General features: G+C 41.2%; 22 protein-coding genes and 3 pseudogenes. 1 reads left to right on the top strand and 24 read right to left on the bottom strand.

All coding sequences use genetic code 11. The annotated features are described in order from the left end of the window. Positions 1 to 35: 35 nt before the first annotated feature. From J2T13_RS10545 to J2T13_RS10505, 9 genes are all read right to left on the bottom strand, one after another. On the bottom strand, positions 36 to 3119 hold the full coding sequence (locus tag J2T13_RS10545; RefSeq protein WP_429370978.1) for a hybrid sensor histidine kinase/response regulator: 3084 nt from the start codon (positions 3117 to 3119) through the stop codon (positions 36 to 38). 134 nt (positions 3120 to 3253) lie between these two features. After that, a complete protein-coding gene (locus J2T13_RS10540) occupies positions 3254 to 4141 on the bottom strand; it encodes a hypothetical protein (protein ID WP_429370976.1) in 888 nt (295 codons plus the stop codon). A gap of 61 nt (positions 4142 to 4202) precedes the next feature. Continuing rightward, positions 4203 to 4373, bottom strand: a complete 171-nt coding sequence (locus J2T13_RS10535; protein WP_429370974.1) for a hypothetical protein — start codon at positions 4371 to 4373, stop codon at positions 4203 to 4205. 154 nt (positions 4374 to 4527) lie between these two features. Beyond that, a complete protein-coding gene (locus tag J2T13_RS10530) occupies positions 4528 to 5097 on the bottom strand; it encodes an SF0329 family protein (protein WP_429370972.1) in 570 nt (189 codons plus the stop codon). A gap of 446 nt (positions 5098 to 5543) precedes the next feature. Next, positions 5544 to 6500, bottom strand: a complete 957-nt coding sequence (locus J2T13_RS10525; protein ID WP_429370970.1) for an aldo/keto reductase — start codon at positions 6498 to 6500, stop codon at positions 5544 to 5546. 148 nt (positions 6501 to 6648) lie between these two features. After that, the gene (locus J2T13_RS10520; RefSeq protein WP_429370969.1) at positions 6649 to 7503 is read right to left on the bottom strand and encodes a helix-turn-helix transcriptional regulator; all 855 of its coding nucleotides are present in this window, start codon (positions 7501 to 7503) and stop codon (positions 6649 to 6651) included. A 428-nt stretch (positions 7504 to 7931) separates the two neighbouring features. Continuing rightward, positions 7932 to 9125, bottom strand: coding sequence for a winged helix-turn-helix domain-containing protein (locus J2T13_RS10515; RefSeq protein WP_429370967.1), 1194 nt, complete (start codon positions 9123 to 9125; stop codon positions 7932 to 7934). After that, positions 9122 to 9307, bottom strand: a complete 186-nt coding sequence (locus J2T13_RS10510) for a hypothetical protein (RefSeq protein WP_429370966.1) — start codon at positions 9305 to 9307, stop codon at positions 9122 to 9124. Before J2T13_RS10510 ends, J2T13_RS10515 begins: the two co-directional genes overlap by 4 nt. A gap of 471 nt (positions 9308 to 9778) precedes the next feature. Further along, a complete protein-coding gene (locus J2T13_RS10505) occupies positions 9779 to 9853 on the bottom strand; it encodes a hypothetical protein (protein WP_429371114.1) in 75 nt (24 codons plus the stop codon). Here J2T13_RS10505 and J2T13_RS10500 point away from each other — a divergent pair. Continuing rightward, positions 9835 to 10038 carry a hypothetical protein gene (locus J2T13_RS10500; RefSeq protein ID WP_429371124.1) on the top strand — a complete coding sequence of 68 codons (204 nt, stop codon included), beginning with the start codon at positions 9835 to 9837 and terminating at the stop codon, positions 10036 to 10038. The genes J2T13_RS10505 and J2T13_RS10500 overlap by 19 nt on opposite strands. A 28-nt stretch (positions 10039 to 10066) precedes the next feature. On the opposite strand, the gene J2T13_RS10495 is transcribed toward J2T13_RS10500, so the two are convergent. From J2T13_RS10495 to J2T13_RS10425, 15 genes and pseudogenes are all read right to left on the bottom strand, one after another. After that, complete coding sequence (locus J2T13_RS10495; RefSeq protein WP_429370964.1) at positions 10067 to 11020, bottom strand: helix-turn-helix transcriptional regulator; 954 nt, start codon at positions 11018 to 11020, stop codon at positions 10067 to 10069. 427 nt (positions 11021 to 11447) lie between these two features. After that, positions 11448 to 11537 (bottom strand): annotated as a pseudogene (locus J2T13_RS10490) (VOC family protein); the annotation flags it as partial. Between the two features lie 19 nt (positions 11538 to 11556). Further along, on the bottom strand, positions 11557 to 12183 hold the full coding sequence (locus tag J2T13_RS10485; protein WP_429370962.1) for a type 1 glutamine amidotransferase family protein: 627 nt from the start codon (positions 12181 to 12183) through the stop codon (positions 11557 to 11559). A gap of 113 nt (positions 12184 to 12296) precedes the next feature. Then, positions 12297 to 12895 (bottom strand): annotated as a pseudogene (locus tag J2T13_RS10480) (helix-turn-helix transcriptional regulator). Between the two features lie 905 nt (positions 12896 to 13800). After that, a pseudogene (locus J2T13_RS10475) lies at positions 13801 to 14324 on the bottom strand (IS30 family transposase); the annotation flags it as partial. 536 nt (positions 14325 to 14860) lie between these two features. Beyond that, positions 14861 to 15526: a hypothetical protein gene (locus tag J2T13_RS10470; protein ID WP_429370960.1), complete on the bottom strand. Its 666-nt coding sequence runs from the start codon at positions 15524 to 15526 to the stop codon at positions 14861 to 14863. A gap of 59 nt (positions 15527 to 15585) precedes the next feature. Next, positions 15586 to 16386: an ABC transporter ATP-binding protein gene (locus J2T13_RS10465; protein WP_429370958.1), complete on the bottom strand. Its 801-nt coding sequence runs from the start codon at positions 16384 to 16386 to the stop codon at positions 15586 to 15588. Positions 16387 to 16432: 46 nt separating this feature from the next. Beyond that, positions 16433 to 18268, bottom strand: a complete 1836-nt coding sequence (locus J2T13_RS10460) for an ABC transporter ATP-binding protein (protein WP_429370956.1) — start codon at positions 18266 to 18268, stop codon at positions 16433 to 16435. Then, positions 18252 to 18836 (bottom strand): TlpA family protein disulfide reductase, encoded by a 585-nt coding sequence (locus J2T13_RS10455; protein WP_429370954.1) that lies wholly within the window; start codon positions 18834 to 18836, stop codon positions 18252 to 18254. Before J2T13_RS10455 ends, J2T13_RS10460 begins: the two co-directional genes overlap by 17 nt. A gap of 64 nt (positions 18837 to 18900) precedes the next feature. Beyond that, a complete protein-coding gene (locus tag J2T13_RS10450; protein WP_429370952.1) occupies positions 18901 to 19431 on the bottom strand; it encodes a MauE/DoxX family redox-associated membrane protein in 531 nt (176 codons plus the stop codon). Positions 19432 to 19446: 15 nt separating this feature from the next. Further along, positions 19447 to 22059, bottom strand: coding sequence for an ABC transporter permease (locus tag J2T13_RS10445; RefSeq protein WP_429370950.1), 2613 nt, complete (start codon positions 22057 to 22059; stop codon positions 19447 to 19449). A 259-nt stretch (positions 22060 to 22318) separates the two neighbouring features. Further along, positions 22319 to 22747: a MauE/DoxX family redox-associated membrane protein gene (locus J2T13_RS10440; RefSeq protein WP_429370948.1), complete on the bottom strand. Its 429-nt coding sequence runs from the start codon at positions 22745 to 22747 to the stop codon at positions 22319 to 22321. Continuing rightward, on the bottom strand, positions 22744 to 23193 hold the full coding sequence (locus J2T13_RS10435) for a hypothetical protein (RefSeq protein ID WP_429370946.1): 450 nt from the start codon (positions 23191 to 23193) through the stop codon (positions 22744 to 22746). Before J2T13_RS10435 ends, J2T13_RS10440 begins: the two co-directional genes overlap by 4 nt. Before the next feature lie 32 nt (positions 23194 to 23225). After that, positions 23226 to 25043 (bottom strand): asparagine synthase-related protein, encoded by a 1818-nt coding sequence (locus J2T13_RS10430; RefSeq protein ID WP_429370944.1) that lies wholly within the window; start codon positions 25041 to 25043, stop codon positions 23226 to 23228. Continuing rightward, positions 25044 to 25466, bottom strand: a complete 423-nt coding sequence (locus tag J2T13_RS10425) for a lasso peptide biosynthesis B2 protein (protein WP_429370942.1) — start codon at positions 25464 to 25466, stop codon at positions 25044 to 25046.

The raw sequence follows: 25466 nt of genomic DNA, 5'->3' as shown, positions 1-25466 counted from the left end.
TCGTGATAGAGCTTGCTCCATTTATCAATAACTATCTATGTTTTGTAGACAATAAATGATATTGAAGTTCCTTCACCCGGCTTACTCTTAATTTGAAGCCCCTTCCCAAAGTGTCGCTTTAATCGAAGATCTGTATTACGCAGACCCACACCTGAGCCGGTGCTCGATATTCTGTCTGGTGATTTTAACAGTATATCCTCATCCATCCCCACTCCGTCATCTTCAACCACGATTTCTGCATACGTCTCGAAGCTAGCAATGCGAATAAGAATTTTTCCACCTTGGACACGCTTCATGATGCCATGCTTTATGGCATTTTCGACTAGCGGTTGGATCGTTAACAAAGGAATCTCTAATTGCTCGCAATCTTCTATCTCCCATATTACCTGCAGCCTGTCACCAAATCTTACCTGTTCGATATAGAGATAGGAGCGTACAATACTTAACTCATCCTCTAAAGGGGCTAACTCATCCGTATTTTTAAACTTGAATTTATCTCTTAAAAAGCTACTAAATACCTCAAGTAAATTACGCATCTGATCTAAGTCGATCTCACTCAAAGCTGCAACTGCATTCAAGGTGTTGAACAAAAAGTGTGGTTGAATTTGTGCCTGAAGCCAAGCGGCTTCCATTCGCAGTCGTTCACGAACAGACTGCTTCACTTCGGTCAGCGCTCTTACCCTTGACCGTATTTCACGAGCATCCACCGGCTTGGTTACATAATCGTTGGCACCTGATAGAAAGCCATTCTCAATATCCTCGGACCGACTTCTTGCCGTAAGCAGCAGTATTGGAAGCTCTGTAATCGTAAACCTTTCACGAATTTTACGGGCTAGCTCATAACCGGACATCTGAGGCATCATCACATCAGATATCACTAAATCCCATTCCTTCGCACCCAGGACTTCAAGTGCCTGCTTGCCATTGGTTACCAACATGATGTCATATTGCTCTAATGATAGAATCGTTTCCAGCACTTTCAGATTAACAGGATCATCATCTACAACAAGAATTCTGGGACGATCAATAGATGACTTCGTTGGCTGTGTCGAAATCGAATCCGGCAATGCACAAGCTACTGCTGATTCCTCAAAGGTTATCGATTCAAATGTGCTAGATTCAGTTACCTCTTGCATGACAGTTTGGTCAGACAGCTGCAAAGAAAATAGAAACTCGGAGCCTTGACCAGGAACAGAACTAGCTTGCAACGTCCCGCCATGCAATTCCACAAGCTGTTTACTGATGCTAAGTCCAAGTCCAAATCCTCCCTCTATCATCGCCTCGTCGGAGATAGCTTGCTCATAGGGTTCGAATACTCGACGCACCGTCTCATCATCCATGCCAATGCCAGTATCCGAGATCGTTATATAGGCCCTACCATCCTTTACTTCTGCACGAATGGAAACCTTACCCTCGTTGGTATATTTCAGTGCATTGTGTAGTAAATTGAATAAAATTTGAATCACTCGGTGCTCATCAGCAAAAACCTGCGGAAAGCTTTCCGGGATTTGATTCACAAAACGAACGGGCTTTCCCTCTCGCATTAAGTGGAGCATATCCAAAACGCCTATTGCTATCGCGTGTATAGAAAAACTGCTAAAGTGCAGCCGAACTGCGCCTTCTTTTAAACTCATTGAATCAAGCAAGTCGTTCAACATCAAGGACATACGACGACCAACAGACAAAATAGTCTCCAAATCCTTGACGCTTTTTTCATGAAGTGAATGCTGTTCTCTCTCCAAAACAACTTGAGAAATATTCAGAATACCGTGAAGCGGATTCCGTAATTCATGAGATGTATTGGCGAGAAAGAGATCCTTTTGTTTATCGGCTCTCAGCAACTTAGCAGCAAGCTCCTTTGTTTCCACATGCACCTGTACGTAATTTCTGAACCAGACAGAGGCAAAGCAGGTTGTCGCAATAATAAGGTCTAACGGATAGTACAAAATCTTGATGCCCGTTGCTTGATAGAACACCGCCCATAACATATTGCTTGTGACTGCTATAAGTGAAAAGGCGAATAGCACACTGCCTTTGAATTCATTGCTAGATGTTCGGAGTAAGAGCACAATGGCTATCAAAATTGTCGAAGCATTAAGCAAAAGGTAAAAATGCTGAAGCATCAAAATATTCCTCACAGGCAGGAGTATCGTCAACAATACGGCAACTACATACAACACAGAATACATCGGAATAACCTTGCGCCAACGTGCGGGTATCTGATCTGTCACACACTGAAGTAGAGAATATGTAACAACAATAATGGCCAAATGAGCTAGCTTGAATCCCCATTCATAATTAATAGGAAACCAATAATGCAATATTTTTTCTTCGCTTGCGATAAGGTTATTGAGCATCAAACCAACAGCCAGCAAGCTAAAATAGAGCAATTTCTTCTTCCGATCTCCCATAAAATACAAAATGAGCGCATATACAGCATGCATCAAAAAGACGACGGCAACCATTTGCTGCATAGTCATGGAAAGTTGTGTTTCCCGATAAATAGCATCCTCTGTCCCGAACTTCAACGAGCGAATGATCCCGCTAGCTCGAGAATCCTTATAATTTGCGACCTGAATAACGACCTCAATAACATTATGACCATTCGTCGAAAAGGAGGCCGTGTACGGGACATTCTTAGCCACATATTCTTCCTCATTTTCCCCTGGTTGGCCCGATCCAGCCAGCAACCGATCATTTACATACAAAGCTGACGAGCTCCGAATGCTTGGTATACGAATGCTGTAGGTTAAATCATCTGCTGGATCAATCAGAATTTGCAACCGATACGAGCCATACCCATACGGGGTTTCTTCTTCTGGCTGTAAATAAGCATTCCAGCTTCCTGGAACCTCCAGCATTTGTGGAAGTAGCTCCTGTTCATTATTCTGATCTATGAGCCATTCATGAGAATAAAATTTCCACTGCCCATCCAGCGTAATCACACCTCCTTCGGAGGCATCCCAATCTCTTAAATCCAGTTGCCCTGCCCTAGCAGATGGCTGATCCGTATTATGGAACAAAGCGATCCAAACTATCCGCCCACCTGTAAGAAGGATTAAAAATAAAGCTACCAGAACTATTAGCTTCCACTTTTTTCTTTTCTGATTATTTATCAAGTCATCTGACTCCTTATCCCAACCATGGTTTCAGTATATTAATAGTGTCGAGGTAAGTAAATTAAATATACAAAAAAAGGAATTATTAAAGTTCTTTTAGGACTCTAACCATGCCTTTCTTATTAACACAGGCTTTATAAATAACACAAAATAGACTTTTCTATCCAATACGTAAATACAGTATCAGGACTTTGTTTTTCAAACTTTTTCATTTTTAAATACATGTCTATTCCATCAGAAACATCATGCCATAAATCGGTAAACACAAAATCATATTTCCCCCTAGACATGTGTTTTTGTGCATATTCAAAAGCATCTGTTTTGATAATCTTAATCTTATGAGCATTCTGGAATTGTGGTAATACATATTTATTAAATAAATCAATGACATCTTCATTCATTTCAACAACCGTAATGCTTTCCACATTCTCTTTTTCAGAAATCATATAGGCATAATAGCCAAGCCCAAGTCCAAAAGTAAGTACGTTACCAAATGCTTGATCAACAGCTTCTTTCATCGTTTCTATTTCATTAGGTGTAATAGTCATCCAGATCCTATCATTTTCTAATACTGCTGGAAACATGAATTCAGTTTCAAAAAATCCGATTTGCGGAATTTGCCTTCCCTCTTCTGTTCGGATGATATCATGACAAACAAAACCTTCAAAAGGTTTATATTTTTCATATTTTAATTCACTATTACCGATCTTGATCGTTGGTATCTTAATATTCTTATAATATGAATTGTCATAATACTCATCTGCATCAAGCTTATGAACCATATTGCTAAAATATTTGTTGAACAAGTCCTTATCATCAGCCTGGTCAACAATATCAAGTCCGAAGGCAGCAGCTAATATGACAACAAAGGCATATTCAGAAGATACACCACTTTGAACAATCTCAACAATTTTCTCTTTATTAATAAAGTCGGGTGCATTGTTCAAATAATTGCTCAGTAAAGCAAATACTTTGTAATTATCTTCTTTTATTTTATCGCTTATTACTATATTGCGTTCCATATCCTCACCCGCCTTGATTCACAAGATAAAAAAAAGCCATCCGATAAAAATATCAGACAACTCATTTCCAAGCTTTTAGTTCTATATGTTTTTTCTTCTGAAATGTCTTTTTCAGCAAGCTTTCTGCCTTCTTTTCCTCAAGAATCCCTTTGACTCCACGGATGAGAAGTATTGACCTCATCTCATTTTCATGACTCATTTTTTGAAATCCTTTAAATATTTTATTATCCATGTGTCATCATCTCCGTAGGTATATTATACTACTTCACAGAGAATCAAGTCAATTTTTGTCGAATAATTCCATTTTTACAATCTTGTGAATAATCAGGCGTTTATGTTAATCCAAACAGAGTGGCGAAATAAGGAGGTTCATCTGTTATTTATTTTCATAACGTACTAAGCCGTAGTTTATAAAAATACTGCACAATTGGATGCTTTAACTTCATCTTCTCGGTCATGTTTAAAATTCGCCTTTTTCCAACTCGTCTGTCCACCAAAGCTAGAATATTCAATAAGATATCATTGCTCTCTATGCTTTCCTCTATAGAAATAGCTAAAAACTTATTAGCTACAACGATAAAATTTGATTTACTTAATGATGACTGTGCTGACAAAAGCTCCTTTGCATATTCTGATATTTTTCTACTTCTTGCCATTACTTTTAGACGATCCTCCGGAACGATCCCCTTGGTATCTTTTCTGACCGCTTCAATTTCTTCATTGTTGATAGGAATTTGGATACCTGCATCATTCTTAATTTCCAGCTCCGTCTGATACCATCTGATTATGGTATTTATATCACTCATATTGAGTACGTTCTTTTTATCTACTGCAATATAACAAAGTCCTGCTTTATCAGGTAAATAACGGTAGCTGGTTGCACGGTATTCGACCCTTCCATATAACGCAGGACAGAGAAAGCTCTCCAGCTGTTGCTTCAATTTGCTCCAGGACATGTTTCCTCCTAAATGTTCTATATTTATAAATACCTATTGAGCCAGTCGTTCTATTATCCATAATACAATAACCAACACATCGATCATACTACTGTACCGTCAAGAACCCATATAATCAAACAATCCAATTGAATTTTTGGTCTTCTCTTGGAATTTTCAATTGTTATCGGTGAAATAGCCTTCAACTGCTTCTATTCGCCCTATTTGTGATACGGTTTACCATAGTATAAGCAGGACAATGTAGGGCGCCCAACCCATGGCGACAAAAATACCCCCTCGGTTTACGAGGAGGCGATCACTGATTGGGTTTATAGACCCCGTTGAACAGTATTCAACGGTTGTAGACTATGCATTGAACACAATTATCTACTTGTAATACGCATTCTTAGCAACTTTTTACGCCTGTAAGAAAGTCGAACTCAGATTGACACTATTTATGAATAGCCTTAGAATCGGCCCCCTGCTGCGGATCCTTTCGGAGAGATACGTTCGATTTCCGCAAAATCTTCTTCTGATAAGGAAACCTGCAGAGCACCGAGATTTTCCTGAACTCTGTCCAATCTTTTTGTTCCCGGAATCGGAACGATAAAGTCCCCCTGTGCGAGCAACCACGCCAGTGCGAGTTGAGCGGAAGTGCAACCTTTTCTCGCAGCCATTTCTTCGATCAGAGATACCACATTCAGATTTCTGGTGAAATTTTCGCCCTGGAACCGCTCATAATTGCGGCGGTAATCGTCCGCAGGCAGATCCTCATACTTTTTGATTTGCCCAGTCAGGAAACCTCGACCCAGTGGACTATAAGGTACGAAACCGATTCCAAGCTCCTTCAATAGCGGAAGGACTTCGTCTTCAACTTCTCTGCTCCACAAAGAATATTCGGTTTCCACTGCAGTAATCGGATGTATAGCATGAGCTCGGACAATGATATCGGCTGGCGCTTCCGAAAGACCAATATAACGAATTTTCCCTTCCTTAACCAAATCGGACAACACACCGACTGTCTCTTCAATCGGAGTATTCACATCGTAACGATGCTGATAATACAGGTCGATGTAATCGATTCCGAGATGTAACAGACTTGAGTCAACGGACTTTTTGATATAGGCAGGATCACCCTTAGGACCCTGAGTGTGCGTTATTCCGAATTTCGTCGCGATCACCGCTTCCTCACGCCTGCCTTTGAGGGCCCGCCCAACTAATTTCTCATTTTCTCCGAATCGTTGCTGCTCAAATTCCCCGTAAATATCCGCTGTATCAAACATTGTCACACCGAGATCCAAGGCTCCCCGAATCACGCGTACCGATTCTTCGTTATTCGGCATCATCATCGTGCCAAGACCTAAGGTTGATACTTCAAGCCCTTGGCGTCCAAGTTTTCTTTTCTGACTCGTTATATAGCTCATTTCTCCTTACCTCATAATGGTTGAATGTCTCTGTAGCTCATATTAACTCAACGGTACGAGTTCAACCACAGTATGTTTATACTAGTAATAAAAGTACTAGTCAGGTAAGCAGCACGTGTAAATCCCTATTCTTTTGACCAAGTGTTCTCTACTCAACCGGAGTAAAAATACAAAAGTGTAAGTTCGGGTCATCATTAGGATTCGACGAAAAGTTGATATCATACGAAATCGCCCTCCTAATACTGGGGCTATGAATGACAATCCGGGTAACTTTCTTTTGCTCAATCTGGTGCAGATTCCACATGTCTGCGAAATCTGCATCTTCCTCACAAAGCTGTTGTACAGTTGTTTCAAACCAAGGATCTTCCGGATGCTTATCATAGTTACCTCGAAATAAAGCAACCGAGTGCAATGCGAACTCTTCCCAGTTCACTATCCGTTGGCGCTGTTCAGGATCAACAAAGAGCATTCGAATCATATTACGCTCATGAACAGACAGTAAAGAGAAATCAGTAAACATATTTTTTGTCGCACTATTCCAAGCCAGCACATCCGATCTTTCGTTACTTATGAATGAAGGAAAGCTTAAGTCATTAAGAATTCGCTGCCATTGTGGATTCAAATTCATTTCCGAGGAAGGGACGACTTCGGGTTCAGTAGGAGACCACAATTGAAGAAGATGAGTTCTCTCATCCGATGTCAACTGCAGTGCATTTGCGATATTCTCGATGACCTCCCTAGATGCTGTTACTTCTCTTCCCTGTTCTATCCAGGTATAGTAAGTAGCACTAACACCCGCCAGAATAGCGACTTCTTCCCTGCGAAGTCCCGGCGTTCTTCGATGACCATACGAACTATTAAAGCCTGCTTGTGCGGGCTGGAGACGATTTCTGCGCGATTTTAGAAAGTCGCCCAGTATTTTTAATTTCTTATTTACCTTTTTTATTAGTGGACACCCCTTATCAATTCTCCCAATTCCAAAAAAATTCGCCTCTTCTGTCAAAATGGCGGAGGGACTTTACACCACTAACCTAATAATACCATTCCTCGATATAAAGGCTAAATCACATATGCTATTTTTGGGAGCTTCCTATATGATGCATGTCAGACAACAGCTTTAGGCGTGTTAAATTGAATCCATTTCAAAAAACGCAAGATCAAATATACTGAACTGTTAGCACGCAAATATCCGCATAACAAAGGACTTCCCAGTGAGAAGTCCTTTGTTTATTTTTCATATACAAACTTAATCCCGATATAGCACTACCACGCACTCCACATGTGAGGACTGCCGAGCGTTGCACAATTCCCCACAAATAAAACCGCCAAACGGTCGGCATACCTTACATGAATTACCATCAAGCGAGCAGTTCGATAATTTCTGACGTACGCGGAAACTCGTCGGCAAATGGTACCAGGGAACTGGAAATATCAGTTCAAAGACTCTGTCGAAATCGTCTTGCATCCGTTGAATAATGCGAAATTCTGGATACAACTGTCTAAGGCTGTTCGCAATTTCTTTGTTGGCTTTATGCCGCACTCGTACCAGATGTTTTTAACAACAAGCGTCCCTGCTTTTCGATCCGCTATTACCTCAACTCGTCCAATGAGGCTTTCTCCGTATAATAGAGGCAGCACATAATAACCGAACTTTCGTTTGATTGCAGGCGTATAAATCTCCCAAGTGTAATCGAATCCAAACAATTCGTTGATCAGTTTTCTATCCCATATGAAACTATCTAGAGGGGCAATCAACTCGCAGCGCAATTTCGGCGCCGGATTGTGCAGGACGGATTCAATAAGCGGCAAATCCTCCGCGCGGCAGTACAGTGTATCCTTCATTTGTTCCACGGCAACAGCAACAATGCGAGCTTCGTGCAACAGCTGGCGGAAAACCTCGTTGCGCTGCTCCGCTTTTAATCCCCATATGTTCAGCCAGGCATCGGATCCGCGATTCCATAAAAGGCCAACAGCGCCGATTCGACGCAGTACCCGCCACTTATGATGCTCAAGCTCGCCCTTCAACGGCTCCGGCGCATTCAGAAGATTTGGCTGTATGTACTTCCCGGCGATATCGTAGTATTTACGCGTTCCTTTTTTGTGATGGATAATCAACTCGCCTGTCGAGTACATCTGCTCCAGCACCGACCGGGTTGAATTGTTTCCGCTGCTCCAGTGGATGACCGATTGCCAAGTGAAATTTCCATCCAATTTTAGATCATTCGAACTTAGCACACCGCGATTTTGGATGTGAGTCAGCACTTGCTCTGCCAACGCTTCCATTTCGGGATAGCGCTTGGCATGTTGTCGGGCAGCCTGCCTGTACCGCTCAAAGTACGGCCAGTCCTCGACAGGGATAATAGCCAGATTCTTGTCGGGATAATCAACCAGGAATCTATCTTGATACAGCAACTCGTCGAGCATGTTCTTGGTAAATCCTCTGATTCGCGACTGCAGCACCAATTCGGCGTTTTTTCCGCAAACATCGATGGGATCGTATTGAATACAACCGACCTGCCGCACAAAATCCAATACTCCCTGCTTTCCGGTAAATTGATATTCTCCCAACAGCCCGTGCTTTAATAACAGAAACTGCCGTGCCTGGCGGTTCGTCAATTGGATCATGTACGCATCAGCTCCTTAACAGTCGCTTGCACATGATGATGGATGGCGAGCTTGCTTATCTCAATAAAGTTACTATTTGCTTCTTGGCATAATGGTGGTATCAATTGGGGAGCTTCATCAGCAAACCCCTTTCCTAATTTTCCAATAACCGAAAATTGCTCTGTTTCAACAATTTCAACCACGCCTCTTCCCCCTGTCCGTTGGAAAACACAATAAAACAAACACATGTTCCTATATAATTTTACCATTGTTTTGAGCATACAAACAAGAGCTATTGAAATGCTGCCCGTGTCCTTAAGTGTACGCAATTCATTTAATCAATGTAATTGAGCGAATCTGTCACATCTCATCTATTATTTCAGAATCATCAATATTAGACACTCCACATGTGCAGAGTGCTATTTAAGCCCAGCCACCATCTGCAGATTTAGTATCACAGCCTCAACCTTCAACTCGATTCTCTGCCTTACCACTATTTGTAATATGGTTCACCGTATCATCTATAGACCGAAATCGAAAGGCACCCGAGTTGGGTGCCTTTCACTGCCTTAGAATATTCAATATTTACCGCTGACCTACCTGCCGTTCCATCAAATAAAATATATAATCGGTCGGGACCCCGGCATCTTCGGAAAAATGTCCTTGTTCGGAACTTACGCTAGCACAGACATATAGAGCTGTTCGAACAAGTACATGTGCCCAAGCGTTTGTGATACGGACGGGAACACGCTCGTCACTTCCGCATGGAACACATCTTCTGGAAGCTACTCCAGGTGAGCGAATAGTCGGTCGTTTGCCCAAACATGATATTCGTACAATTGATGCGGGTGTTGAAGCATGGATGAATCCACCTCTCCTTTATTCGTCGTCGTTTGGCTACCACTGCCGCAGCCTTGTCTCTATCGTATACTAGGTTCGCTGACAACCGTTGTCAGTGAAGTTCAATCGGAATCTTCGTCGTAATGTTTTGCGATTCCATATGCCACTTCCTGGATCCGACGCTTCAGCTCCAGCGGCTCCCGAATGCGAATGGCTGTGCCGAACGTCATTAGATACATCGGAAGGTGCTTGTTCATCGTCGGGACGTCGAGCAGAAACCGCACCTCCCGATCGGTCCGTTCCGTCAAATAGTGGCGCATATGCCAGTGGCGGCAAACCGCGTTCAGCGTGTCGGGCTCTCCCTCGATGCGGATGACCGTCAGCGGTCCGTCTGCCTCCCGTTCCCGCTCGGACTGGTCGCGGAAATAGACGGACGCGGAGAAACGCTCCGGCTTTTCGAACCGCGCTTCAGTCGGCTCCAGCCGCGCGATGCGGTCCACGCGGAACGTCCGCACCGCCTGCGACCGATGGCAGAACGCGACAGCGTACCATTCGTTTCGGTCGTAAGCCAACCCGTACGGATCAACTTCTCGTCCGTCGTCCTGCTCCGCATTCGCTTTGCGATAGGTGATGCGAACCGTTAGCCCGTCCTTCGCCGCCTGCTCTAGGTCACGTAACAACGGAACGACGGAAGGTAGACGCGACGGAGAAATCACATCCAAGCCATTCGACTGAAGGGACAGATCGTGGCGCTGCTCTTCGTGCAGCCCGTTCTCCACCTTCTTCAGCGCGCTTTCCAGCTCCTCTGTATACGGATAGCCAGCGCCTTGCGCAAATTTAAACGCATCCACAAGCGCCTTCACCTCTACGGAGTTGAAGAACAATGGCGTCTCCTTGAAGCTTTCCAGAATACGAATGCCACCGTCATGGCCCGATTCCGCGACGACCGGCACACCACTGGCGCATAATGCGTCGATATATCGGTACACGGTGCGAACGCTGATCTCCAAACTGTCCGCGATCTGCGTGGCGGTGAGCTTCCTTCCGGTTCTAAGCATCCAAAGCATCGAAAGCATGTTATCCCATTTCGCTATTGGAAGCACCCTCTTTTTCTCAAGAAAATGAAACTGATTTGAGCTTTGCGTAATTATGTGAAAAATAGATATTACACTCAGGTGAATGCGGCTCCATAATTCTACTTTCTCACAACCAACACACAGCACTCCACATGCCTTGTGGCTGTGATAAGTATGCCGCTAGAACCTGTAGCCCTTGGCGGCAGGGTATATTTTCGAAAGATTGCTTTTTCAACCTCTAAATTTTGAAGTTTCTATTTTCGTCAACTATTTGGCACCAGCATTTCTATTACATCACTTCAGCAAATTGTCACTTTTAACACTTGTTATTAAAACAATTATTGGACTTATTCTCCACCAAAGCTTTTGGCCCATTCAGTAACCCTCCGACTACTTTCTACTTCTGACAAATCCTCAATCCTAGTCATTCAGAAGGATTCTTCACTGTTATAAATACGGTAATAGATGTAAAGCCGTTGGGTGTTCCATTCTTTGTATATTTACCTGACACTCCCATATATTTTATGCTTATACCTTTATTGGATTGAATTCATCAACTCATAGAAATATTTGGATTCTTGAGTCTTATTAAGACTATACCAGGCATCTAATGTTTGTGAAGAAAACACGCCCAGAGCTTTCAAGACGTGTACAGAAAATTCCAACGGAGCTATTCCAGATGCAGTGATCAATTTTCCATCAGTTACAACAGACTCCATTTTGTAATACTCTTTACCCGTGTAAGTGGGACAGATCATTTTAAGGTATTCCAGATCATTGCTTGTATGCGGGCGTGAATTCAGCAATCCTGTCTGGGCAAGTCCCATTGTAGCACCACAAATCGCTGCAACCAATATACCTTCCTTTAAACACCTCTGGGCGATTTTTAAGATGGGTTGGTGAATTGTTTCTGTCCATGTATCTCCACCGGGTAAAATCAATGTATCTGTGCTTTCAATGCTGCACTCATCCAGTTTAATGTCAGGCAGTATTTTCAATCCGCCCATTGTAGTTATAGGAGTCTTTTCAATTCCCACGGTAACTATTTTTGATGGGGCCAGCCCCTTTTTATAATATCTTCCCGAGTTCAGTTCGGCAGTTAAGTAACCTATTTCCCAGTCTGCCATTGTGTCAAACACATAAAGATATACCGTATTATTCATTTGCAAGTTCTCCTTATTTTACAATTCATCAAGTGATACCAACTATCCATCGGTAATCAATGATTATCATCATTATAAAACAACTTCACTGACATCTACTGTCAGCGAAGCAATTAAAGTTGATAATATTCCATTAACTCCGACGCAACAGCAACAAGTTTTCCCTTCAAACTCTGTGGTTCGATTACTTGAATGGATTTCCCGTAGGATGGGAGAAAATAAGGGACATATATATGAATTGATTTTTCCTCAAGTAAAAAGATTGCTTGGTTTGATGTCCGCTCTTTCAGATGATGCCCCAAAAACCAATGCAGGCATAAGTCATCCAATGCCTCTGGCCTACCTCCGATAATTAAAGAAATTAACCCGTCCTTGCCTACTAAATCAGGCAACAGATTTTGCATAAATAATTCACGGGCCGAAAAAGCTTCGGGTCGCTTAAATGTTATTTAAGTACGCTTGATTTGTAGAATTCGTTCTGCCCGAAAGCTGCGGATCGCAGAGGTGCTCTGATAAAATTATTCAGCAAGCTATACCCGCCATTATGACCTGCGTCGGATATTATAGGCACTCCACTGGCACATAGTGCATCAATATACCGATAAACTATCCTTATATTTATTTCTAACTTTTCGGATATTTGTTTTACTGTCATTTTTACGCCCAAATTCAGCATCCATAGAATTGCCAGCATATTATCGTTTTTTGGCATAACATGAACCCTCATCCCTTTATTCATCAATCTTTCAGCCTTTCAATCCTCACGCAGCATTCAACGTGACTCGTCTACCTATCTTTCAACTACCTTGAGCGATACTGTCACATCTCATCTATTCATTTCGAACCATCAATATTATGCACTCCACATGTGTGGAGACGGTGAAAGGGATATATTGGTAAGGCTATTTAAGAAACAGAAGTTCAGAGGAGCAATTCTGGACTTCAGACGAAGCATATAATGTTTTCCCAGGGATCTGTAACCAGTAGGACAATTCATGCCATCAACTGGTGGACAATATACACTGGTAGTAACAAAATCCTTCTCAATTCGTTCAGTAGCAGATTATTTTATGGGTATTATGGTGAATAGGTGTGTAATAATTTAGCGAATGAGTTTAAAGTAATCTGGCACAGTTACTTGATTTAGTAAAACAAATTACACTCATTAAACTTATTTTTTAATTTAAAAACTTTCGAAATCATTCTAAACAAATTATGGTTGTTTTTCCTTAGAAAATGTGCAAAGTAATAAAAATCTTCTTTTTCAAAGTCTCTAAGATTGTCCCAAAATTTCGGGTTTATAGCTATATTAGGGTCATATAAAATCACATTTTTAGTTATATATTCAATAAATCTTATTTTTAGCACATTCCTCTAGTTTTTCACAGTAATTTTCTATTGTTTTGCTTGATTGAGATTTATATGATAATAAAATTACTGCATATTCATTTTCAGGAAAAATGACGGATTGTCAAGCCAAGTGCGACAGAGATCCGGCAAGCCTCAATCACGATTAAAATGGGGACGTGAATAGCTCACGTCCCCATTTCGTAGGCCTTTATTTGTTCATTACGCAGCAAGTAAAGGATAAATCGGCTGGTAAGGCGTATGCCTTTATGAGACCACGGTGTCGAGCTCCCAGTGTCCGAATATCTCGCGGGAGCGGACTTCCTTGGGGCGCTGTTTAATCGATTTACCCATTAGAAATCTTTTTCTTGTTTCTAGCGGTTTACGACGTTTTCCTTTGTGACGTAGCATGCTCACTTCAGCCATGGGCTAATCGTCCGGCATAAATCCAGAGGTAGATCGTTTTGAAAGAAACCAGTGTGTTTCCAGCCGCCTTGTATCCCTGCGAAATTTATTCAGGAGACCATGTCTGCTGAAGCCTTTCTTCGACTTCCTTGGCTAGTTCAGCTGTCCACTTTCCAACAGGTATAGAGAATTCCCGTCTCTGTTGATAGGCTCGTTGTGAGACTTCTGCCTCATAAACGCCTTCCACGTGATTATGATTCATTTCTCGTGGTACCGTGGAAAGATGCCGCCCAATTTCTTGTGCAATGGCACGAACGAACAATCCACCCCTGTCGGTTGAGGATGTCTAGCTGGCTACGTTCGATTATGCTAAGATGTGTATAGATCATGGGCTGATTCTCCTTGTGAATGGTGTCTGGTAACTTCATTCTACACGAATCAGCCATGAGTCATTTTTTATTCTCTTAGCAACTATCGCACTTCATATTACAATCCGTCAAATATTAAAAAAATTTATCTCAAAAAGTTTCTTTCTTGAGGCGAATTTATTACACGCTTATACGGTAAACTCATTACACATTAAGGACCTATTCATACAAACAAAAAATAAATTGCGACGATGAATTGCCGACACTCTATTTTTCTCTTTATCCCTGAAAGTCCCAGTAAATCAGCCTTTCAGCCATCAATTCTTTTTAATTCTGAGGGGACTCTACACTTATTCCCATTATCCTGCCTATTTCATTATTTTCAGTCAAATTGCTATTTTCAACAGCTTTACTGCTATCTCCTCGAACCCTTGATTCTACTTGCTTGTCTGCTCTAAATATTATTCAGACCCGAAAACTCTGATATATATCTAAAGCACACCCTCTTGGCGTCCTTTTGTGGAATTTGTTATTCTTAGCCTCTGCAACCATTCATTTTATTTTTCAACGAAATTTGTGAGCAAATTCAACTGATCTATATTCTCAACGCTCCATTTCCTAATATCACCCTTCGACTTATTGTCTGTCAAATAATCGAGTGCAGGAGATAATTCCTGATGCCCATTATCAATAATATTGAATATATATGGAATAGCTGGAGTGCCTAATTCCTTTAATTGATCAATTTTCTCAGTATCGCTGATCGGTTCATTGGCTATCAATTTTACCTTGTCGGGAATTTCTTTGAGATAGGTCGTATATGTCTTTAAAAATTCTTTCCCTGTACTCCAATCAGTCTCTTTACTCATATCCACTTTAGATATCTGTTCAAGAGCTATGGCGTAGATATACTCCATTAAGCCATCTTGTTCTGAATTGTCTAACAACTGGTTCAGCTCAGGCAATGCAGCGACTCCTAAAGCAATAATTGCCTCGAAATCTTCGTTATTCTTTACATAGTCATACGGATTAGAACTCGCGCTCATTTTCGATGATGCTGGATTATCAATAGATTGTTGAATTTTGTTGACACTTGAATGAACCTGTTCATTAACATCTTCTTGACCCTTAGAGCAAGACGACAAAGAACCGACAATTACTATAGTAGCAATAACAACAGATAGCTGGCGAACCGTATTCAAAAAGAACATAACCTTCCTCATAATTACATCCTTTCCATTGATAATATTACTACTTCATCCTACAATATAGCTCTATTTACTTAATTATTCTTTATCTGCTTACTGCATGGTTCATTACTAATCGATTGCAGTCGCTCCATAATGTATAATGAGCGCTCATTTCGATCTTCTCCAACAATGTGTTCAGCACTGTACTCATCAACAATTCGTCCATCACGAAATAGAACAACACGATCACCATATGTAGCAACATACGGATCATGAGTAACGATGAGCATCGACTGTCCAAGCTTATCACGCATATTGAGAAGCAATTCAAGTATGTCTGCTGAATTACGAGAGTCAAGATTGCCCGTTGGCTCATCGGCAAGCAGTATAGCTGGTTTATGGATTAACGCACGTGCAATTGCAACCCGCTGTTGCTGACCTCCAGACAACTCCGCTGGACGATGCTTACTTCGCTCTGACAAACCTACTAAATGCAACATCTCCTCTGTCAGAGCGGTAATCTTCTTCTTGGATTGACCTGCCAGAATTAGCGGCAGTGCTACGTTCTCTTCTGCTGTTAAGGCGCTAATGAGATTGAAGAATTGGAACACGAACCCAATCATATCCCGCCGATAATAAGAGACTTCTGGTTCGCGATAGAACTTCTGCCACTCGCCATCCTTAACCTTTATCTTACCTTCTGTAGGTGGTTCTAGTCCGCCTAGGAGCTGTAACAGCGTCGTCTTACCTGATCCACTTGGGCCCATTAACATGACAATCTCTCCTGCTGCCAAGTCCAAGTCTACATGGTCTAGCGCCACTACTTGATTCCGTTCTTGCCCATAAATCTTCGTAAGATTTCTTACAGCTAATATTGAATTTGAATCTCCCATGAGTACTCCCTCCCCATCACATCTTTTGTTCAACTGATATCGACGTTTATCCCACAACATCATATACTTTTTCCTCTTGATACCAATCTGCCTGTGCTTGAAACATCGCTTTATATTCACCGCCTAATTGGATCAATACATCATGATTTCCTTGCTCAACCAATACTCCATTCTTCAATACAAGTATACGGTCTGCTAGACGTGCGGGACCTAAGCGATGAGAGACCATAAATGCAGTTCTACCAGCAGCTAAATTTTGAAAGGTTCGGAATATCTCTAGTTCTGCTAATGGATCTAAGGCGGATGTAGGTTCATCAAGAATCAATATTTCAGCATCTCTAACAGCCGCACGTGCAATCGCTATTCGTTGCCACTGTCCTCCAGACAATTCAACTCCACCCTTAAACTCCGAACCCAGACGTGTATCCATCCCCTCAGACAAACGATGCACCATCTCGGTTAATCCTACTGCTGTCAATGCATCTAGCGTCTCATCTTGACTTAATTGTTTATGCATTGCTCCAAAAGCAACATTATCATGAATAGAATAGTTATACTGTACAAACTGTTGGAAAACCGCCGATACATGAGTCAGGTAGCTGTCTATATTGAAGCTTTGCAGTGGTTCGTTGTCGATATATATATTTCCTTGTGATGGCGCGTATAACCCGAGTAAACAGTTCATGAGCGTCGTCTTGCCTGCACCATTCTCTCCAACAATGGCAATCGTCTCCCCACGCTTAACCGTAAAAGAAATATCCGTCAGCACTTTACGTTCTGTGTTCGGATAAGTAAAATGTAATCCGCTCACACTTAATTGTTCATACTGCCTCGGGAACTCTAATTCACCTGTTGACTTAGAAGCCTCAGGAAGAGATAAATATTTATACAAATGATTAATGAATAAGCTCATTTCCAACACTTGACCTAGATTCGCACCAATGCTTCCCATCGTTCCTTGCACAATTACAACAGCACTCATTAACGCCACGTAATCTCCTAGTGTTAACACGTTCTTATTGATTTGCATCACAAGGATGACAGCTACCGCTAATGCAGATAACTGCAGTATAAGCACACCTGCAATGCGCCCTCGTCCTTCCTTTGCATACTGCTTCAATACTTTATTACGAACATTAACAAATAAATGCGTCCAACGTTCGATCAATAAATCTCCTAACTGAAATATTCGAATTTCTTTCGCCGCGTGTTTGGACAGCATAAGTCGAAACGTATAGTCGATCTCCCTGCCTTGTTGAGTCGTGGTCACCGCTAAACGATACCGACTTTTCTTAGCTATCACTAAAATAATAATACCAGGAAGGGTAGAGCTAATGAGTAATAGAGGTAGACTCCAATGAACGATACTCAACATCACTACTACTGTAATTAAGGAAACAACGTTACTAATTGAAGTAAAGGCACTGCGAATAACCTCCGCCCCGCTACGACTTAATGCTTGTGATACCATACTTAATTCATCATAAAATTGAGCATCTTCATAATAGTAATAGGGAATATATATTGATTTGCGTAAGATGCTACGCTGTAGGCGAAAATTCGTATCTTCCTTTGTAATATTAAACAGATATTCACTTGACTCCGATAAAATGGTATTTATAATATTAAGTCCGTATGTCGAAGCAACTAGCAATAATACAGGTAACAAATTTGCAGTATGAGCAGTAGCAGTGCTAATGGCATCTATTGACATTTTCTGCAACCAAATTTGCATAGCAGGTATTGCTGAAATCAATAGCAATAGTAGTATCCAGCATGTTAATGCCAATGGTCTTACTTGCCACATGATACTGACAATTCTCCATAAGTTATGCAAGGAGGTTCTTAGATCTACCTTATTTCGATCAATTTTTGACTTCATAACGGCTTCGCCTCGGTACAATCTTATTCTCTCGTTCTAATAGCTGATCTAAGAAGTGTTCAACCTTCCCCTTGTTCACCGATTGACGCGCTACAACGACCCCTTGTTCATTTATTACATATACAAATGGAAAGCGATGTATACGCCATTTCTTGACGACTTCAATATCTGAGACTACTCTAACCGCTGGCAATGCTCGTCCTGCTAAAGACCACATCATTCTCGCCTGTTCTGCATTCTCATCCATAATAATCAATTTAATCGGCATGTGAGAATATGTCTTTGCTATCCTAGGTACAATCGCCATCATTTCACGGCAAAATGTGCATCCATAATCTACAACGAACAAGATAGTATGCCGCTCCTCTGTCGCTTCGTAGACAGTAGCAAACGGCTGCGCTTCACCAGTAGTAAGCGAATAAACAGGTATCGGCGGCATAGCGAACCCTGGTAGTAACCCTTCTTCTGCAAATTCTCGATGGGATAACCTCCATAACCGTACCAACAAGATGAATAATATAGCAATCCCTAGCCAAAGCGTTAACATTGATTGCTGCCAAATCGGCATAACGTATCCCCCCATCCATTCCATCTCAATTCATTAGTACTGCCCACACAACACTAAGCTTCCATTACTTGATTGACTTCTCAAATGAATACACAGTTGTACACATACTAAGAACAAGTAACAACAGAGCAGGTAACAATATCAAAGTAATAACTTGTTGAATAGAGGTAGTAATCAATAGAGACAACGATGGCTGTGTTGACCAAATAATAATTGGTAATGCATAGATAAGATAAATAATATTCTGAACGATCCCTGCCTTACCCAACCTTGTACTCGTCCATCTCCCATGACAACCGCAAGTCATATCTATCTTTCGCACTAATGCATAACTATGCAACCCGATAAAGCCTATAAATAGTACACTACCTACAATCGCTGCTATACGAGCAAAGTATCCAAATAAGATCAAGCTACCCGTTGCAAGTTCTGCACCCACGAGTAAAACAGCAATCACTTTATTTAATTTATTAGGAGTTAACCTTAGTAGGTTCATAATGTCAAGCAAACTTCCTAGCGATAATAGTTTCAATATCGCTGATAGCAACAACATCAAGCCAAGCGCAATTTGCATAATAAGTGCTAAATAATCCATATACACCACCTTCGACTATTCGACTGTTAATTCTTCGGTAATGGAATTCAGTCCGATCTGTTTCGCATACAAGAACGAAATAAGAAGCGTTATAACGCCAATAACAATAATAGGTAGTGCTATAGTAAACCAGCTTATCGTCCATCCATTAAATTCATCGGTTCCACTAAATAATCCAATGATAATCCAACTACCGGCTATAATTCCTATAACAATAGCTGTAATTGCATACAATAGACCTTGTATGATCATCACAGATCTTAGCTTTGCCGTTGTTAGATGAATCGCTCGCAGTATAGCGTACTCCCTACGGTGTGCATGGAATGTTGCTCCAAGTGTATTCATAACGCCTACGATGCCCACTATTACAAATATTACCATTACAGCCCACAAAATAGTGTATTGCTCTCTGGACTGCTCTGCACTGCGCAATAACTCCGAATCTAAATCAGTTACCTTGATCAACGGGTCATCTTCTAGTAGTTTCTGTAACGCAATCCTTACACTAGTAATATCCGCACCTTCGCTAACTTGCACATAGATCGTTTTGGGCAAAATCTCGTTAGAACTGTAGTTATGATCATCTTCAATCCATGATACCTTTGGATTGTGATGATCTACTAAAACAAGCGTTTCATTTGTTGTAAAAGTTAGCTCTGTCACTCCGCTTACGGGCAACCCAGATTGTTCCAACCTTTCACCTAGACTAGTTCTTTGCAAATACACTGTATCCCCTAAGGCTATTCCCATATGCTTAGCATACTCCGATTGTATGACTATCCCCGATGGTAATTCGTTATAATCTACCTTCATTAATCCCATCTGCTGCATCAGCTTAAAATCCGTCTGCGCAACTCCTAACCATTGATACTCAAACGTATCATATAACGGTGTACCTTTTTTATAATACTCGGGAGGATAACTGTTACGCTTCAACCATTTTGGATCCGCTCGTTCATAATCCATATCTCCAAGGAGTACAGCATGGAATGATCCCATGGGCAGCGCCTGATCAACGCCTTTCACTTGACGCACTTGCTCTACTACGTTAGAAGACATTACATCACGTTTCTTCTCAATCACGATCGGCGTAATGTGCTCACGCATGACTTGTTCCACATTTGCACGGTTGAGATTGTCTATGAATGTTGGAATAGCAATGAAGGCTGTCACGATACTCGCTAATAGCATAACGATGAACGAATTTTGCCTGCGCAATGCTGAGAATTGCTTCACTGCATAATAAGCTTCAGCAATCGCGAACTTACGAATGAACCAACCACTACTGCGAGAGACGATAGGAATGATATATCCCGTGCCAAGAATACATCCTCCCGCTGCTAACAACCCACCCATAAGCGTAATGAGCAAACGTGCACTACTACTAATTAGATCTAACCAGGCTAGGCCTAAGATTACACACCCGATGACGAAAAGACTTCCTGAAACCCAAGCATTCGATCTGTTTAATCCCTGCTCTTCGCTATGCCGAACGGCAACAAGTGGGGCAGCGGCGGCAGCAGTGACGGCAATCCTCATGACGGACAACGTCAATAGCAACCAACCGAACAGAGCAATTGTAACGACTACTCGCGGGTCCATCTCCACATTATTCAAGTCAATCCCCATCATCGAATCAATAAACTTTGTTGAGATATTGCACAAGACAATTCCTACACCAACACCGAGCACAACGCCTAGCAAATTCAACACTGCTGCTTCCATCATGACCATTTTATAGATGACTCGCCGACCAGCCCCAACCATCCGAAATGTCGATAATTCCCGTACACGTCCAAGCAACATGAGTTTGAAGCTACTAGACAAGAACAATATACTGACTAGCAATAATATGCCACCTAATCCGATGGCAATAAATCTAAACATTATATTTTGCTTCATCACAGTATTGTTCTGTGACCGTAACGCTATATCCATATTCCCATCAATTTCTGATCGAATCGTTGCCTCAACAGCCTTATCGGATACGCCGTCTGCTAGATCGAGATATATGGTATTGGCAACCTCACCCAATGAGTACTCTTGGCGAATGGCATCTATATTCATGAGTACTGCAGGACCTGATGTATAATTAGGAATAATTTCACCAACAACCTTTCTCAGCACGATGTCATTATTCATGGGGAACTCCTTCGTGTCCCCCAGCTTCACTCCCCAACGTCTGGCTACCTCTTCGGTAATCACCATCTCATTAGGCTGCAAAGATGTGGTGAATTTATAGAAGTTCCATATTATTTCATTAGGCTCGACTGCAATATAATTAATACCATCCGTCTGTCTAACTGCACTATTTGTTGCAAGCTCCAGGAACTGGATTGCAACACCTGAACCAATGACACCATCCAGATTTCTTAATTTGGAAATCTCCTCTTTCGTAAGTAACTTTTTCCCTTCTTTATCTTCAAAGGGATTATACCCCGCCATCATATCAAACGTTCCTATTTCCCTATCTAAAGTTTTTTGCACGGAACGCTCCATAGAACCGTACAACGTACTTATAACGATGATCAGACCGAAGCTAACAGCAATACCGATACAAGTTAGGATGAGTCGCTGTTTCTTAGCAAATAACATCCTCATTGCGATCCCAAATGTAGAGCGTTTCATCATTGACCTCCTATAAACAGTTGAGCATTTTGCATAAATCCAAAAGTTCGTCTTTCAATCAACAAAATATAGATCAAAATGATTCTATTCGTCTATATCTTATATCCGGGAGCTAGCCAAATCGAATTATGCAAAATGTTGACTTAATAAGACCCACAAATTTTCCGAATTTCACTAGCCAGATGCTACAAATTTCTGATTACTCATGATATTTTTTTTATCCCCTCTAAGTTTTGATGATCATACGTATCCAAACTCTTTATCCTGCAACAACTATCCATATAACTACAGATACCTGCACAAAACACAATACTAGATTCCCCCATGCATGACGAGCTTTAATTACGCTCGGCGCATTCATCTTGAAGCAACCGCAACCATATGGAAAACTTCTCCCCATATTCGTAAACATTAACAGAATAAAAACGAACTGTAAGCTAGCTCCTAAAACGAAACCATACAGCCGTGTCCAAGGCAATAAAATCCACACTGCTGTCAGTAATTCAACGACAATCAGTAATGGTGCCAATCTTGTTGCTATAAATAGTGGCATGTGGTATGTGCCTAATTGATACTCACTCACGATATAACTGAACGTATACGGTGTACGCAATTTCTGCATAGAACTTTTATAGTATAAAGCAGCTATAACTATTGACACCATCCAAATTATAATGCTAATAATCATGATGCAAACACACCTAACTTGTTCGTTATAAACTGTTGTATAGCAGTAGTGTCCTGATCAATATGTTTTTGATAAATAAACATCTGTTCATCATATTGATCATCCGTATTAACTGCTACGACACAAGGAAACTTTTTGATTTTTAACATTTGAGCAATCTCCATCCGCTCACTAAATACAATCTGTCCGTCAAATACTAACATTTCTAGTCCTTGTTGTTCAATCATTTGCTTCAGAGGATCAATCCACTTTGCACATTGAGGATAACCAACCACGTCCAAACAAAATATAAACCCACGAAATCCCGTTTGTAACTTTTTCTGAACAGCACCTACTGACGGCAAACCCACCACATATCGATGATGTTCCCTTACCTTATGAAGTAGAGCAACATATAGCAGGACGGAACACACGCCCGTTACTACGATTGAAATTGCTACCGCCACCTACTCATCTCCTAATACTATAATTTATATTTTTAATGCATTAGACCTACTCCGATTTGTTCTTCCAGCTTATAGAGCCACAACTCAAGTGTAAGCAAGACCCACATGTCTTCTCTCACTACCATTCCATGTCGAAATTTATATAACGCTTGTAACCATTCTTGATGGGGTAATATGTTCAATATTTGGATCCTGCCCTTAGATGCTACCTGGATAACTTCGTTCCATACTTGTTTCAGTCCCTCATGTGTAAGTGGGAGATGCCCCGTTTTGTTCTTACGTTCAATAATTTGCTGAGGTAAGTACTTACCCATTGATTTGCGTAGCAATGGCTTAGTCATATCACCTTGGAATCGCACTACTCCTGGCACGCGAAATAAAAATTCAACTAGCTCGCGATCAAGAAATGGGTGCTGCATCGTTACCCCATACTTCGCAGCTAACACTCGATCCATAAATAAGTGAGCCATCGTACCATTAAACTGTTGGTAGTACTCTTGTTGATTGTATGATGGAATCTGCTTAAGTTCTTCAATGAACTGGCTATGTTTATTTTTGCGCAGTTCTTTAGACCAACCTCTACCTATCAATGGTCCTATACCGTAATAAGCAAGTAGCTTTGGAGTTGAAAGTCTGTATCTGCTTGCTAACTGTGATGCTTCTTTAACAGCAAGGGATATTTTACCTGAATGCAACATATCAGCTAACGTTGGTAATGAACCTGTCAGTAGATGGTCGCTGCCATAGCCCGTGAAGATTTGCTTAGCTCCCGCAGTAGAAGCGCAACGGATTAGAGAATCTGTAAAACTTGCAGTAGCTGCTGTAACAGCAGGTTCATATGTCCATAAGTATTCATTCGGAAATTGATGAAAAGTTCCATAATTATCACAAACTTCAAAGACAGCATCATCTCGACTATTGTAATGGTCTAGTACAGCATAAATATATTCACGCTCGTCACACTCATGCCAGCGGTCAAAGACACCACATACTGGAATTGTATTTTGAGTTGGTATCTCCGTTCTTGCAATGCCATACAGTAACGTGGAATCAAGACCACCACTCATCATGACCGCAGGTTTAACCGAAGGCGTCATTCTTCGTTTCACAGCATTCACCATTAACTCACGGAAATGCGATTCATACTCATCAACATCACGATAACGTAATTCTTCACATTGATCATATAAATTCCAGTATTTATTTGTATATACACTGCCAACAGTTACCTCTAACCAAGATGCACTTGGTAAGCGATACACATTGTCATACGGTGTATTCACTTTATCCATATGACCATTATATAAATAAAAATCCATTAAGTAGTCGGTATTTATCTGTTCAAGCGAGAAGACATCCTTCAGCAGGGAGAGATCACTGGATATCCATAATGTGTGTTGCTTCTGTGTCCAAAATAACGTGCGCATTCCTGTATGATCTCGAACAGCAATTGCCTTGCGCTCGCGTTTATCCCAAATGACAAAAGCAAACTCACCTACGAAATCGTAGACTATATTGATACCGTGCAATAGTATAAGTTCTAGAGCAAGGTCCAAATCATTGATGTATTCAGTCTTGCGCGTATGTAATTCAGTGAGTCGTGTTAGTAGGACATCTCTATTATCTAAACGAATATCACCAATGATGGTCTGTTGATGACGCTCGCTACACATATGCTCAGGCATATCGATCGTAGACGATTCCATTACTAGCGCACAAATTTCTGACTCATGGTGAAGCTTAGTACATACTTGGTTATAAGGAGTGCGTATCGATTCTACAAGAGAGTGTCCACTGAAAGGGGACATCGTAGTTCCGTCCAAATTAATAGCAGCTACAAACCACTTCATCTATAATGTTCCTTCCGTCGAAAGGATGATCTGAAATTGATCGGTATATTGAGAATCTTCATTAATATTGTGTCCGTTAAGCATTAACCATGCATGAGCACGGAATGGCATCTTGCGAACGCCGACAACCAACTCTACAGGTAGATGATATTTCTTCCGTAAATATTGATAACCGAGAAAAGAACGATGCATACATTGCGCAGTACGCGGATACACAGTGCAAACATAATCAATGGTCATCAACAAATTATTAATTTCTTCTTCAATTTGATGTATTTCCTTCACTTTTTGTACATTGGGTGATTCTAGTGGGTAACGCTTCACATGTCTTTTAAACAATTTTTCAAATCCGACCACCTGTAAGCCAAGATCAATTCTAAATAGTGAGCTATAGAGTTTGATAAATTCCAACTTACTCATCAT

This window comes from Paenibacillus sp. DS2015 (genome assembly GCF_050433705.1).
Classification (GTDB): Bacteria; Bacillota; Bacilli; order Paenibacillales; family Paenibacillaceae; genus Paenibacillus_AQ.
The sequence above is the reverse complement of the archived record's forward strand: the minus strand, read 5'-3'. Positions and strand labels throughout refer to the sequence as shown.